This window comes from Lentzea sp. NPDC020367 (assembly GCF_044387305.1).
In the GTDB taxonomy this organism is placed as follows: domain Bacteria; phylum Actinomycetota; class Actinomycetes; order Mycobacteriales; family Pseudonocardiaceae; genus Lentzea.
The window spans coordinates 1124470-1138600 of sequence record NZ_JBIRVV010000002.1 but is presented as its reverse complement, the minus strand read 5'-3'; the positions used below and the strand labels follow the sequence as shown (position 1 = coordinate 1138600).

Annotated in this window: 1 protein-coding gene; it reads left to right on the top strand. The window is 73.4% G+C overall.

Translation table 11 applies throughout. The annotated features are described in order from the left end of the window. Window positions 1-8 precede the first annotated feature (8 nt). The gene (locus ACH413_RS11705; protein ID WP_360031062.1) at window positions 9-14111 is read left to right on the top strand and encodes a type I polyketide synthase; all 14103 of its coding nucleotides are present in this window, start codon (window positions 9-11) and stop codon (window positions 14109-14111) included. Window positions 14112-14131: the final 20 nt, after the last annotated feature.

Below are 14131 nucleotides of genomic sequence, written 5' to 3'. Positions count from 1 at the left end.
ACCTCACCATGGCCACCACCCCGGACAAGATCGTCGAAGCCCTGCGCGCGTCGCTCAAGGAGAGCGACCGGCTGCGGGAGGTCAACCGGCAGCTCGAGGCCGCGGCGGGGGAACCCGTCGCGATCATCGGGATGAGCTGCCGCTACCCCGGTGGCGCCGGTTCGCCGGAACAGTTGTGGGACCTCGTGTCCCGCGGCGGTGACGCCATCAGCGGCTTCCCGACGCGGCGTGGCTGGGACCTCGACGGCCTGTACGACGCGGACGCCGACGAGCCGGGCAAGGTCTACACGCGGGAGGGCGGGTTCCTGCACGACGCCGACCGGTTCGACCCGGCGTTCTTCGGCATCAGCCCGCGCGACGCGCTCGCCATCGACCCGCAGCAGCGGTTGCTGCTGGAGGTGTCGTACGAGGCCTTCGAACGGGCCGGGCTGACCCTGGACGCGGTGCGGGGCAGCAGAACCGGTGTGTTCTCCGGCGTGATGTACAACGACTACGCGGGCCGCATGTACCGGGTGCCGGAGGGGTTCGAGGGCCTGCTCGGCAACGGTAGCGCGGGCAGCGTCGCCTCCGGCCGGGTGGCTTACACCTTCGGGCTGGAGGGGCCCGCGGTCACGATCGACACGGCGTGCTCGTCGTCGTTGGTGGCGTTGCACCTCGCCGCACAGGCGCTGCGTCAGGGCGACTGCACCCTCGCACTCGCCGGTGGTGTGTCGGTGATGGCGACCCCGTCCGCGCTGGTCGAGTTCAGCCGGCAGCGGGCGCTGGCACCGGACGGGCGCTGCAAGGCGTTCGCGGCCGCCGCGGACGGCACGAGCTGGGCGGAGGGCGTCGGTGTCCTTCTCCTGGAACGGCTTTCCGACGCCGAACGCCTCGGTCACCCCGTCCTGGCCGTCGTCCGCGGCACGGCGGTCAACCAGGACGGCGCGTCCAACGGCATGACCGCGCCGAACGGCTTGGCGCAGCAACGGGTGATCCGCGCGGCACTGGCCAACGCCGGGCTGACACCGTCCGATGTGGACGTTGTGGAGGCGCACGGCACGGGTACGTCGTTGGGCGACCCGATCGAGGCCGAGGCCCTGCTGGCGACGTACGGGCAGGGCAGGGAACGGCCGCTGTTGCTGGGCTCGCTGAAGTCGAACATCGGGCACACGCAGGCAGCGGCCGGTGTGGGCGGTGTGATCAAGATGGTCGAGGCTATGCGTCACGGCGTGCTGCCCAAGACGCTGCACGTCGACGCGCCCTCGCCGCACGTCGACTGGTCGGCGGGGTCGGTGGAGCTGCTGACCGATGCCGTCGCGTGGCCGGAGACCGGTGCCGCCCGCCGGGCGGGCGTGTCGTCGTTCGGTGTCAGCGGGACCAACGCCCACGTGATCCTGGAAGCCCGGCCGCGGCCGGAGATCGCCGTTTCCGAGACGGATTCGGTCGTGCCGTGGGTGCTCTCGGCCCGTTCCGAGCCGGCGTTGCGGGCCCAGGCGCGCAACCTGCTGTCCCTGGTGGACGTTCCCGCGGCCGGGGCCGCGCTGCTCAGGTGCCGCCAGCTGTTCGAGCACCGGGCCGTCGTGGCCGGGGATCTGCGGGCAGGACTGACCGCGCTGGCCGAGCAGGGCACCGGTGCCGCCGTCGCCCGAGGTGTGCGGCGGGCCGTGTTCGTGTTCCCCGGACAGGGTTCGCAGTGGGCGGGGATGGGCCGGGAGCTGCTGGAGTCGTCCCCGGTGTTCGCGGACAGGATGCGCGAATGCGCGGACGCTCTGAGGTCCTTTGTGGACTGGGATCTGTTCGGTGTGCTGTCCGACGAGATCGCGTTGCAACGGGTCGACGTCGTGCAGCCCGTGCTGTGGGCGGTGATGGTGTCGCTGGCCGAGGTCTGGCGCTCCTACGGGGTCGAACCCGCCGCCGTGATCGGCCACTCCCAGGGTGAGATCGCCGCCGCCGTCGTCGCGGGTGGTCTGTCCCTCGAGGATGGTGCTCGCGTGGTCGCGTTGCGCAGCAAGGCTTTGCTCGCGCTGTCCGGCCAGGGCGGGATGGTGTCGCTCACCACGTCCGCCGAACGTGCCGAGGAGTTGATCGCGCCGTGGGGTGAGAGCCTTTCGATCGCCGCGGTCAACGGCCCGTCCTCGGTGGTGGTCTCCGGTGACGCCGCCGCGCTCGACGAGCTGCTGGCGCAGGACCTTCCGGCCAGGCGGATCGCCGTCGACTACGCGTCGCACTCCCGGCACGTCGAAGCCGTCGAGGAGGAGCTGCTCGCCGCTCTCGCCCCGATCCGCCCGCGTGCCGGTGCCGTGCCGTTCCACTCGGCGGTCACCGGTGACCCGCTCGACACCGCGGAGCTGGACGCCGGTTACTGGTACCGGAACCTGCGCGAGACCGTGCGGTTCGACCAGGTCGTGCGGCAGTTGCTCCCAGACCGTCCGGTGTTCGTGGAATGCAGCCCGCACCCGGTCCTCACGACCGGTCTCGACGAGACCGCGGACACCGTCGGCACCCTGCGTCGCGGCGAAGGCGGCCGGGCCCGGCTGCTCACGTCGATCGGAGCGGCCTTCAGCCTCGGCGTGGCCGTGGACTTCTCCGCCGAGTTCGAGGGCGTCGACCCGGCAGGCGTGGAACTGCCGACCTATCCGTTCCAGCGCGAGACCTTCTGGCTCGACGCGCCCGCGATCACCGCGGACGCGGGCCTCGGCTCGGCAGGGCATCCGATGCTCGACCAGGTCGTCGCCCTCGCCGACGGCGACGGTCACCTCTTCACCGGGCGGCTGTCCACGAGGTCGCACCCGTGGCTCGCCGACCACGTCGTGCGCGGCACCGTCGTGCTGCCCGGCACGGCGTTGCTGGAACTCGCGGTGCGGGCGGTGCGCGAGACCGGTGGCCGGGTCGTCGAGGACCTGGTGCTGGAGGCGCCGCTGGTGCTGCCGGAGGACGGCGCCGTCGAGGTCCAGGTGTCGGTCGGGGCGGCCGACAGCGCCGGCCGGCGCGCGGTCGCCGTGCACAGCCGTGCCGCGGACGACAGCTGGACCCGGCACGCGAGCGGCGTGCTCGGCGGCACCGAGCCCGCGGCCGCGGATCTGCTGATCTGGCCTCCCGCCGGTGCCGAACCCGTCGACGTCGACGGTCTGCACGACCGTTTCGCGGCACAGGGTTTCGCCTACGGCCCGGCGTTTCGCGGCCTGCGCGCGGCCTGGCGGCTCGGCGAGGAGATCTACGCCGAGGTCGCGCTCCCGGAGGACCTCGCCCCCGAGGCGGCGCGGTTCGGTCTGCACCCGGCGTTGCTCGACGCGGCACTGCAGGCCGCGGCACTCGGCGGCGGAGATCGCGCGCTGATGCCGTTCGCGTGGTCCGGCGCGGTCCTGCGGGCGGGCGGCACCGCCGCGGCGCGCGTGCGGATCCGGCCGGCCGGGGAGGACGCGGTGGCGCTCGACGTCGCGGACGCGTCCGGGGCCGCGGTGGCCACCGTCTCGTCGCTGGTGCTCAGGCCGTTGGTGGCACAGCAACTCGTCGCCGACTCGCTGTTCGGTCTGGAGTGGACACCCGTCGAGGTTCCTGCGACTACGCACCTCGGTGACGACCTGGTGCTCGCGCCTGTCACGGGCGATCCGGCCGATGTCGGCGGCAGCGTCCGCACGGTGCTGGCTCGCGCACTCGACCTCGTCCGCGAGCACCTCGCGAAGGACGAAGGCCGTCTGGCGTTCGTCACCACGGGAGCGACGACGGGGGAGGACCCGGCCGCGGCCGCTGTCTGGGGACTGATCCGGTCGGTCCGCGCCGAGCACCCCGACCGGTTCCTGCTCGTCGACACCGACACCGCCGACGTCTCATCGCTGGTCGCCGTCCTGGCCGAGGAGCCTGAGGTCGCGCTGCGCGGTGGCGAGGTTCTCGTGCCGCGACTGGCGCGCGTCCAGCCGACCGAAGCGGCACCCGCGTTCGACGTCAGCGGCACCGTTCTGATCACCGGTGGTACCGGTGCGCTCGGTTCGTTGCTGGCGCGGCACCTCGTCGCCACCCATGGGGCCCGTCGCCTGCTGCTGACCAGCCGCACCGGCGCCGGGCACCCCGATCTGGAAGGACTCGACGCCGACGTCCGCGTCGCCCGGTGCGACGTCGCCGACCGCGACCAGCTCGCCGAACTCCTCGCGGGCGAACACGTCACTGCCGTCGTGCACGCCGCCGGCGCGCTCGCGGACGGGCTCGTCGAGTCCCTGACCGCCGACGACTTCGAGAAGGTCCTGCGGGTCAAGGTGGACGCCGCACTCGCCCTGGACGACCTGACCGACGCCGCGACGTTCGTGCTGTTCTCCTCGGCGACCGGCACGTTCGGCAGCGCCGGGCAGAGCGCCTACGCGGCCACCAACGCGGTGCTCGACGCCCTCGCGCTCCGGCGCCGCGCCCGTGGTCTCGACGCGCAGTCGCTCGCCTGGGGGCTCTGGGCCCGCAGCGGCGGGATGACCGGCGCGATGACGGACCTCGACGTGCGGCGGATGACCCGCGCCGGGTTCCCGCCGCTGTCCGACGAGCAGGGGCTCGCGCTGTTCGACACCGCTCGCGCCCTGGACGGCGCGACTTTGGTGCCGGTGAGGCTGAACGTCGCCGCCCTGCGCGACCAGCGGGTGCCGCCGATGCTGCGCAAGATCGTCCCGCCGCGTGTCGTGGCGGCGGCGGACGACGGCCTTCGGACGCGGCTGGCGGGGCTCGACGACGCCGGACGTGACCGCCTGCTCACCGAGATCGTGCGCACCCACGTCGCGACGGTGCTCGGCCACGCGGACGTGTCCGTTGTGGACACTTCGGTGGCGTTCCGCGACCTGGGTTTCGACTCGCTGACCGCGGTCGACCTCCGCAACCGCCTCCAGGCCGTCACCGGGCTGCGCCTGCCCGCCGCGCTCGTGTTCGACCACCCGACGCCGACGGCACTCGTCGCCTTCCTGAGTGCCGAACTCGGTGGTGACGCGGCACTTCAGCAGGTCGTCACCGCGGCCGCCACGACCGAACCGATCGCCATCGTCGGGATGAGCTGCCGGTTCCCCGGCGGGGTCGCCTCGCCGGAGGACCTCTGGCGGCTGCTCGCCGACGGCGGTGACGCGATCAGCGAGTTCCCGGCCGATCGCGGCTGGGACGTGGACGCGCTCTTCGACCCGCAACCGCGGCCCGGCAGGACCTACGTGCGCGCGGGCGGTTTCCTCGACGGCGCGGCCGACTTCGACCCGGCCTTCTTCGGCATCTCGCCGCGCGAGGCACTGGCCATGGACCCGCAGCACCGCCTGCTGCTCGAAGCGGCGTGGGAGGCGTTCGAACGGGCCGGCATCGACCCGGCCACCGTCCGCGGCAGCCGCACCGGAGTGTTCGCGGGCCTGATGTACCACGACTACGGCGCACGGCTGTCCGGCGGACCCGACGACGTCGAAGGTTTCCTCGGCGTCGGCAACTCCGGCAGCGTCGCCTCCGGCCGGATCGCCTACACGCTCGGACTGGAGGGCCCGGCCGTCACGGTCGACACCGCCTGCTCGTCGTCGCTGGTCTCACTGCACCTCGCCGTGCAGTCGCTGCGTTCGGGCGAGTGCACGATGGCGCTGGCGGGCGGCGCGACCGTGATGGCCACGCCGGGCACGTTCGTCGAGTTCTCCCAGCAGCGCGGCCTCGCGCGGGATGGCCGCTGCAAGGCGTTCTCCGCCGACGCCGACGGTGCCGGCTGGTCCGAGGGCGTCGGCATGCTGCTGGTGGAGCGCCTGTCCGACGCGCGGCGGCTCGGTCACCCGGTGCTCGCGGTCGTCCGCGGTACGGCGGTGAACCAGGACGGCGCGTCCAACGGCCTCACCGCCCCGAACGGCCCGTCGCAGCAGCGAGTCATCCGTGCCGCGCTGGCGAACGCCGGGCTGGCACCGTCCGATGTGGACGTTGTGGAGGCGCACGGCACCGGTACCTCCCTGGGCGACCCGATCGAGGCGGACGCACTGCTCGTCACCTACGGGCAAGGCCGGGAACGGCCGTTGCTGCTCGGCTCGGTGAAGTCCAACATCGGGCACGCCCAGGCCGCAGCCGGGGTCGCGGGTGTGGTGAAGATGGTCCTCGCGCTCGGAAACGACACCGTGCCGCGCACCTTGCACGCTTCTACGCCGACTCCGCACGTCGACTGGTCGTCCGGTGCGATCGAGTTGCTGACCGACGCTGTCGCGTGGCCGGAGACGGGACGACCGCGGCGTGCGGCGGTGTCGTCGTTCGGCATCAGCGGCACCAACGCCCACGTGATCCTGGAAGCCGCTCCCGTTGCCGTGGAGGTCTCTGCGGAACGGACCGCGCCCGCCGTGGTGCCGTGGGTGTTCTCCGCGCGGACCGAGGACGCGCTGCGGGCCCAGGCGGCGCAACTGCCTCTCGGTGAGCCGGTGGACGTCGGATTCTCCCTGGTCAGCACCCGTGCGCTGTTCGAGCACCGCGCGGTCGTCCTCGGTGACCACGCGGAAGCCTCGCGGGCGTTCGCCGACGGTGGCGCTCCCGCGGACGTGGTCTCCGGCATCGCCCGGCCCGGACGGCGGGTGGCGTTCGTGTTCCCCGGCCAGGGCTCGCAGTGGGCCGGGATGGGCCGGGAACTGCTGGCGTCGTCTCCGGTGTTCGCGACGCGGATGGCCGAGTGCGCGGCGGCCCTGTCGTCCTTTGTGGACTGGGAGTTGCTGGACGTTCTCGACGACGCCGACGCGATGCTGCGGGTCGACGTCGTGCAGCCGGCGCTGTGGGCCGTGATGGTCTCGCTCGCCGAGGTGTGGCGTTCTTCCGGTGTCGAGCCGGCCGCGGTCGTGGGCCATTCCCAGGGCGAGATCGCCGCTGCCGTGGTGGCCGGTGGGCTGTCTCTTGAGGACGGTGCTCGCGTCGTCGCGCTGCGGAGCAAGGCGATTCTCCGGTTGTCCGGTTCCGGCGGCATGGTGTCGCTGGCCGTCACGCCGGACCGCGCGCGTGAGCTGATCGCGCCGTGGGGTGAGCGGATCTCGGTGGCGGCGGTCAACGGGCCGTCGTCGGTCGTGGTCTCCGGCGAGTCCGGTGCTCTCGACGAACTCGTGGCCGCCGCACAGGACGCCCGCGCGCGACGGATCGCCGTCGACTACGCCTCCCATTCGGCCCAGGTGGAGCTGCTGGCCGAGGAACTGGCCGAGGTGCTGGCCGGCATCGAGCCCCTGGCCGGGCGGATCCCGTTCGTGTCGGCGGTGACCGGTGACGTGCTGGACACCGCGGAGCTGGACGCCGGCTACTGGTACCGCAACCTGCGCGAACCCGTGCGCTTCGACCTCGCTGTCGCCGGTCTGGTGGCGGACGGGCACACGGCGTTCGTCGAGTGCAGCGCCCACCCGGTGCTCGCCGCGGGAGTCGAGGAGACCGCCGACGCGGCGGACCGAGCGGTCGTGGTGACCGGCACCCTGCGCCGTGACGACGGTGGTGCCGACCGTCTCACCCGGTCGCTGGCGGAGGCCTTCGTGGCCGGCGTGCCGGTCGACTGGACCGTGGCCTTCCGCGGTACCGGCGCCGTGCGGGTCGAGCTGCCGACCTACCCGTTCCGGCACCGCCGGTTCTGGCCCAGCGAACCCCTTGCACCACAGCAGGGTTCGGCCGATCCGGTCGGCGCGCGGTTCTGGACCGCGGTCGAGCGCGACGACCTGGCCTCGCTGGCGGACGACCTGGGTGCCGACCGCGCGCAGTCCGAAGCGCTCGGCGCGGTGCTGCCGGTGCTCTCGTCCTGGCGCAGGCGGCAGCAGGAGAAGTCCACTGTGGAGGGATGGCGCTACCGGGTCGCGTGGCGTGCGCTCACCCCGGCGCCGGCGGCGCTGACCGGCCACTGGCTGCTGCTGGTCCCTGAGCACGGCGCCGACTGGGCGGATGTCCTGGAGAAGTCGTTGTCCGCCAATGGTGCCGAGGTCGTGCGCCTGACCGTCGACCCGTCCGCCGACCGCGCCACCCTCACCGGTCACCTGGCGGCCCACGGCGAAGCGGCGGGTGTCCTGTCGCTGCTCGCCTGCGCCCGTGGCCGGCATCCCCGGTATCCGGCGGTGCCGCTGGCCCACGCGGCGACCATCACTCTCGTCCAGGCCTTGGGGGACGCCGGGATCGACGCGCCCCTCTGGGTGGCCACCCGCGGCGCGCTGAGCACCGGCCCGTCCGACTCGGTCGACGACCCGGAGCAGTCCCTCGTCTGGGGCCTCGGCCCGGTGGTGGGGCAGGAGCACCCCGACCGCTGGGGCGGGCTGATCGACCTCGCGCCGACCCCGGACGCCGTCGCGGCCGACCGGGTGAGCGCCGTGCTGGCCGGGTCCGGTGCGGAGGACCAGCTCGCCGTCCGCTCCACCGGCGTGCTGGCCAGGAGGCTGGCCCACGCGGCGGAGGACGACGCTCCCGGCAGTTGGAAGCCTGCCGGGACCGTGCTGGTCACCGGTGGTACCGGGGCACTCGGCGCGCACGTCGCGCGATGGCTGGCCCGCGGTGGTGCCGAGCACGTCGTTCTCACCGGGCGGCGCGGGCTCGACGCGCCCGGTGCGGCCGATCTCGTCGCCGAGCTGGAGGAGCTGGGCAGCGCGGTCACCGTGTCCACAGTGGACCTGGCGGACCGGGACGCGCTCGCCGCGCTGCTCGGCGACATCGCGACCGAGTGGCCGTTGACCGCTGTCGTGCACACCGCGGCGGCGCTCGACGACGCCCTGCTCGGCGACCTGACCCTGGACCAGGTCGAGCACGTGTTGCGGGTCAAGGCCGAAGCCGCGGTCAACCTGCACGAGCTGACCCGTGGCCTCGACCTGTCCGCCTTCGTGCTGTTCTCGTCGTTCGGCGGCATGTTCGGCGCGGCGGGCCAGGGCAACTACGCCCCCGGCAACGCTTTCGTGGACGCGCTCGCACGCCGGCGCCGGGACGAGGGCCTGCCCGCGACCGCCGTCGTGTGGGGGCACTGGGCCGCGGGCGGGATGGCGACCGGCGCCGTCGAGGAGCGGATGTTCTCCCGCGGTGTCCCGGCGATGGACCCGGACCTGGCGATCTCGGCGTTGCAGCGCGTGCTCGACCGCGGTGAGACCAGCGCGGTGGTCGTCGACATCGACTGGGCCCGCGTCGTCGCCGTGTCCGGCACGCCGAGCCCGTTGTTCCGCGAGATTCCCGAGGTGCGCAGGCTCGTCGCGGAGGCGGCCCCCGCTCCTGAGCGAGCGAAGGACCTGCTCGGCGTCGTGCGCGCCCAGGTCGCGGCGGTGCTCGGCTACGACTCCGGTGCGGAGGTCGACGCCGAACGGGCGTTCCGCGACCTCGGCTTCGACTCCGTCACGGCGATCGAACTCCGCAACCGCCTTCAGGCGGCCACCGGGCTGCGGCTGCCCGCGACCCTGGTGTTCGACTACCCCAGTCCCGAGGGGCTGGCCCGTCACCTCACCGCCGAACTGGGTGGCGAGGTGACGCAGGCGGAGACCGTCACCGTCGCGAACTCGGACGAGCCGATCGCGATCGTCGGGATGAGCTGCCGGTTCCCCGGCGGCGTCCGCTCGCCGGAGGACCTGTGGCGGATGCTGGAGTCGGGCGGCGAGGGGATCAGCCGGTTCCCCGCCGACCGCGGCTGGGAGCTCGACGGGCTCTTCGACCCCGATCCGGACGCACCCGGCAAGACCTACGTCCGCGAGGGCGGTTTCCTCGACGGCGTCGGTGACTTCGACGCGGCGTTCTTCGGGATCAGCCCGCGGGAGGCGCTGGCGATGGACCCCCAGCAGCGGCTGCTGCTGGAGACGTCCTGGGAGGCGTTCGAGGCGGCCGGTATCACCCCGGCGGCGTTGCGCGGCAGTCGCACCGGTGTGTTCGTCGGCGCGAGCACGTCGTCGTACGGCGCGGGACTGGCCGAGCCGCCGGAGGGCACCGAGGGACACCTGCTCACCGGCACGTCGATGAGCGTCACCGCCGGTCGGCTGGCGTACGTCTACGGCACCGAGGGCCCGGCCGTCACGCTCGACACGGCGTGCTCGTCCTCGCTGGTCGCGTTGCACATGGCCGGGCAGTCACTGCGCACCGGTGAGTCCTCGCTGGCTCTCGCCGGCGGTGTGACGGTGATGGCGTCCCCGGCTCCGTTCGTGCTGTTCAGCCGCCAGCGCGGACTCGCGAAGGACGGGCGCTGCAAGGCGTTCTCCGCCGCCGCGGACGGGATGGGCATGGCCGAGGGCATCGGCATGGTCGTGCTGGAACGGCTGTCCGACGCCCAGCGCAACGGGCACCCGGTGCTCGCGGTGATCCGCGGCTCGGCAGTCAACTCCGACGGCGCGTCCAACGGCCTGACGGCGCCGAACGGCCCGTCGCAGCAACGGGTGGTCCGCACGGCCCTGGCGGCCGCGGGTCTTCGTCCGTCCGATGTGGACGCTGTCGAGGCGCATGGGACCGGCACGTCGCTGGGCGACCCGATCGAGGCGCAGGCGCTGCTGGCGACCTACGGGCAGGACCGGGACACCCCGCTGTGGCTGGGATCGGTCAAGTCGAACATCGGGCACACCCAGGCGGCGTCGGGGGTCGCGGGCGTGATCAAGATGGTGCAGGCCCTGCGGCACGAGGTCCTGCCGCGCACCCTGCACGCCGAGGAACGCTCGACGCACATCGACTGGACCGCGGGTGCGGTGGAGCTGCTCACCGAGCAACGGCCGTGGGCGCGCGGTGAGGAACCGCGCCGCGCCGGCGTCTCGTCCTTCGGTGTCAGCGGGACCAACGCCCACGTGATCCTGGAAGAGGCTCCCGAACCGGCACCGGTTGCCGAACCGACCGCGCCGCCCGCCGTCGCGTGGGTGCTTTCGGCCCGCACAGCCGAGGCGGTGCGGGATCAGGCCGCCTTGCTGTCCCAGGTGGACGGACTGAACCCGGTCGACGTCGGGTTCTCGCTGGCCACGACGCGATCGGAGTTCCCGCACCGCGCGGTCGTCGTCGGGCGTGATGACGCCGAACTGCGTGCCCGTCTGGAAACGTTGGCCGGGTCCGGTGTCGCGGAAGGCGTCGCCGGAACTCCTGGCAAGGTCGTGTTCGTCTTCCCCGGCCAGGGTTCCCAGTGGACGGGGATGGCGGCCGACCTGCTCGGCTCGTCGCCGGTGTTCGCCGCCAGGATGGCCGAGTGCGCGGCCGCACTCAGGTCCTATGTGGACTTCTCTGTGCTAGACGTCGTGCGGGAGCGCGAGCCGATCGAGCAGGTCGACGTCGTGCAGCCCGTGCTGTGGGCGATCCTCGTCTCGCTGGCCGCGGTCTGGGAGTCGTTCGGGATCAGGCCCGACGCGGTGCTCGGGCACAGCCAGGGCGAGATCGCCGCGGCGGTGGTCGCGGGGGCGCTGTCCCTCGACGACGGCGCCAGGGTCGTGGCCCTGCGCAGCCAGGCGATCCGCGAACTGGCCGGTCAGGGCGGGATGGTCTCCGTCGCGCTCGGCGCCGGCGCGGTGCGGGCCCGGCTGGAGGACTACGCGGAGCTGGCGGTCGCCGCGGTGAACGGCCCGGAATCGGTCGTCGTGTCCGGCGGGGCCGCCGAGCTGACCCGGTTCTACGAGGCCCTGGTCGCCGACCGGGTGCGCGCCCGCCGGATTCCGGTGGACTACGCGTCGCACTCCGCGCACGTCGAGCGCATCGAGGACCAGGTCCGCGCACTGCTGGCGCCGGTCGCACCGGTCGCCGGTCGCGTGCCGCTGTACTCGACGGTGACCGGGCAGCCGATCGACACCACCACCCTCGGCGCCGGGTACTGGTACCGGAACCTGCGCCAGACCGTGGAGTTCGAGCAGGCCACCCAGGCGCTGATCGAGTCCGGGCACGGCGTGTTCGTCGAGTGCAGCCCGCACCCGGTGCTGACCACGGCGATCAGCGAGACCGCCGACCACGCCGAACGTGCGGTCGTCACCGGCGGCACGCTGCGGCGCGACGCCGGTGGTGCCGACCGGGTCCTGCTGTCGGCGGCGGAGCTGTACGTCCTCGGCCTGCCGGTCGACTGGGCGAAGGTCTTCGCCGGTACCGGCGCCCGCAGGGTCGGCCTGCCGCGGTACCCGTTCCAGCACCAGCGCTTCTGGATCGACTTCCAGCTGCCCGCGGCGGCGTCGGAGGACGCCGGGTTCTGGGCCGCCGTCGAGAACGGCGACCTGGCCGGGATGCTCGACGCGGACCAGGAAGCCGTGGCCGCCGTGCTGCCGGCGTTGGCCCGGTGGCGAACCGATCGGGCGCAAGAGTCCGCTGTGGACTCGATGCGCTACACCGTCGAGTGGGAGACCGTCTCCGAACCCGAAGCGGGCGAACCGGGTCGTTGGCTCGTCGTCGTTCCGCAGGGCGCCGACCTGGTCGCCGGGGAACTGGTCGCGGAGTTCACGCGGCAGGGCAGCGAGGTCGTGACCGCGAGGCCGGGAACCGGCTTCGACGACACGGCGTTCGACGGCGTGGTGTCGTTGCTCGCCCTCGACCGGACCGAACTGCGGCCGGGCGTCACGGCGGGGCTCGTCGACGGCCTCGTGCTGTCGCAGGCTCTGACCGAGGCCGGGATCACCGCGCCGCTGTGGTGCGTGACGAGTGGCGCGGTGAGCGTCGGGGCGACGGACCTGCCGCCGGACCCGGTGCAGGCGCAGACCTGGGGCATGGGCCGGGTCCTCGGCCTGGAACAGCCCCGCCGCTGGGGCGGGCTGGTCGACCTGCCGGTGGAGCCGGGCGCGGAGGCGTTTCGGCGCTGTCACGCCGTGCTGACCGGTCAGGGCGGCGAGGACCAGGTCACGTTGCGGGACAACGGAACCTTCGGCAGGCGGCTCGTCCGAGCCGCCCGGCCCGCCGTCGCACCGGCCCCGTGGCGACCGCGCGGCACCGTCCTCGTCACCGGGGCGACCGGCGCGCTCGGCCCGGTGATCGCGCGGAAGCTCGCCGAGGGCGGGGCCGAGCACCTGGTGCTGACGAGCCGTCGCGGTGGCGCGGCCGCGGGGATGGCCGCACTGACCGCGGAGCTCACCGAGGCCGGGGTGGGCGTCACCGTCGCGGCCTGCGACGTCGCCGACCGCGACGCGTTGCGGGTGCTGGTCGAGAAGGTCGAGGCGGAGCACGGGCCGATCCGCTCGGTGGTGCACGCCGCCGCGCTGATCCGGCTCACCCCGCTGGCCGAGTCCACTGTGGACGAACTCGCCGACGTCCTCGCGGCCAAGGTCGCGGGAGCGGCCCACCTCGACGAGCTGTTCGCCGGCCGGGACCTCGACGCGTTCGTGCTCTTCTCCTCGATCGCCGGGGTCTGGGGCAGCGGCGATCACGGTGCCTACGCGGCGGGATCGGCCTACCTGGACGCTCTCGCCGAACGGCGCAGGGCGGGCGGCCGCACGGCGACGTCCATCGCCTGGGGCGTCTGGGACGCACTGCACGTGCTGGACGACGGCGTCGTCGTCGAGGACCTGATGGACCTCAACCCGGAGTGGCACGGGCTGTCCCCAATGGCTCCCGCCGCCGGTATGCGCGGCATGCAGCGGGCGCTCGACCTCGACGACACCTTCGTGGCGGTCGCCGACGTCGACTGGGCGCGGTTCACCGCCGCGTTCACCTCCGGCAGGCCGAGTCCGTTGCTGAACGGGATCGAGGACGTCCGCAAGCTCGCCGCGGCGGAGGCAGAGGCCGACGCGGCGGCGGTCGGCACGCTGGAGGCGTTGCGGGAACGGCTGACGGCGATGGCCACCGCGGAACGCAGGCGGACCGTGCTCGATCTCGTCCGCGGCATCGCGGCCACCGTGCTGGGACACGCCTCACCGGCCGCTCTCGATCCCGCGCAGGCGTTCCAGGACCTCGGGTTCGACTCGCTCACCGCGGTCGACCTGCGCAACCGGCTCGCCACCGCGACGGGCCTGCGGCTGCCCGCCACGCTCGTCTTCGACCACCCGAACGCCCAGGCACTCGCCGAGCACGTGCTCGCCGAGGTCCTGCCGGGCGGCCGGGCGCCGGGCCTCGCGGAGCTCGACCGGCTGGAAGCGGCGCTGGTCGACGGCATCGCCGAGGGTTCCGCCCGCGCGGAACTGGCCCTGCGACTGGAAACCCTGCTGAGCCGCCTCGCCGGTGGTCCCGCCCACGACAACGGCGGTGGCGACCTCGGCTCGGCGACCGACGACGAGCTGTTCGACGTGCTCGACGGCCTGCGCACCCCCTGACCTTCTCCCGCACCAAGGAG